Raw genomic sequence first — 1521 nt, 5'->3', positions numbered from 1 at the left:
CTTCGAGCATTTCGGTGCGGTGCCGGCCCGGATCCGCTACGACAACCTCAAGCCCGCGGTGGTGCGGGTGCTGCGTGGCCGGGACCGGGCCGAGTCCGAACGGTTCATCGCCCTGCGCAGCCATTACGGCTTCGACGGGTTCTTTTGCGTCCCGGGCAAGCAAGGCGCGCACGAGAAGGGCGGCGTGGAAGGTGAGATCGGCAGGTTCCGCCGCCGGCACCTGGTGCCGGTGCCCAAGGTCTCCTCGTTGGCTGAGCTCAACGAGGTGATCGCTGCCGCCGACCGGGCTGATGACGAGCGGGTGATCACCGGCCGGGCGGTCAGCATCGCCGCGGCGTTTGACGCCGAACGCGCGCATCTGTCAGCGCTGCCCGACGAGCGGTTCGATGCGGCCCGGCTGCTGCACGCCCGGGTCGATACCCGGGCCCGGGTCTGCGTGCGGCAGTGCTACTACTCGGCGCCGGTGCGCTACGCCGGGCGGCGGCTGCCGGTACGGCTGTCGGCGAGCCGGGTCGAGATCCTCGACGGCGCGCAGGTGGTGGCCGCCCATGAGCGGGCGGTCACCAAATTCGCCCAAGTCCTCGTCTTGGATCACTACCTGGAAGTCCTCAAGATCAAACCGGGTGCGCTACCGGGGGCGACCGCGCTGGCCCAAGCCAAAGCGTGTGGGGCGTTTACCGTTACCCATCAACGGTATTGGGACGCCGCCCGCCGCGAACGCGGCGACCAGGCGGGCACCCGGGCGTTGATCGAAGTCCTGCTCGCCCATCGCAGCCTGCCCGCCACAGCGGTGATCGCCGCGATGGACAAAGCGGTCGACGCCGCCATGCTGGACCCGCAGGCCGTGCTCATCGACGCCCGCCGCCACGCCGGTGGCGCGCTCGCGCCGGTCATCCCGATCGGTGCGCTGGCCCGCTACGACCGGCCCGCCCCCACGCTGACCGGCTACGACGACCTGCTGACCACCAACGCCACGATCCAGAGCGCACCATGAGCGCCCGGACCGACGACGCCGCCCAAGCCGCCATCGGCGCCGCGGCCCGCGAACTGCACCTACCCACCGTCCGCGACGAAGCCGCCCGACTCGCCGAGATCGCCGTGCGGGAACGCCAGACCCATCTGGGTTTCCTGGCCGAAGTCCTCACCGCCGAAGTCGACGACCGCAGCGACCGGCGCCGCGCCCGGCGCATCAGCGAAGCGAAGTTCCCTCGCCTCAAACGACTCGCCGAGTTCAACACCGACGCAGCGCCATCGATCACCGCCGCCCAGCTGGCCACTCTGGCCGGCGGCGCCTGGATCGACGCCGGGCAACCCCTGGTGCTGCTCGGCGACTCCGGGACCGGCAAGACCCACCTGCTCCTCGGACTGGGCCTGGCCGCCTGCGAACAAGGCCGCCGGGTCCGCTACGTGACCACCGCCCAGCTCGTCAACGAGCTCGTCGAGGCCGCCGACGACCGGCAACTATCCCGCGTCGTCGGTCGATACGCCCGCCTGGACCTGCTGCTGATCGATGAACTGGGC

The 1521-nt window shown here is 70.9% G+C and carries 2 protein-coding genes; both read left to right on the top strand.

The window, feature by feature from the left end:
- Positions 1-994 (top strand): transposase family protein (locus tag EET03_RS29635; protein WP_136625795.1); only part of this gene is annotated, 994 nt, incomplete at its 5' end.
- On the top strand, positions 991-1521 hold a 531-nt coding region (locus EET03_RS29630; protein WP_167470754.1), incomplete at its 3' end, for an ATP-binding protein. The genes EET03_RS29635 and EET03_RS29630, both read left to right, overlap by 4 nt.

The organism is Mycobacterium innocens, from assembly GCF_900566055.1.
Classification (GTDB): Bacteria; Actinomycetota; Actinomycetes; order Mycobacteriales; family Mycobacteriaceae; genus Mycobacterium; species Mycobacterium innocens.
The sequence above is the reverse complement of the archived record's forward strand: the minus strand, read 5'-3'. Positions and strand labels throughout refer to the sequence as shown.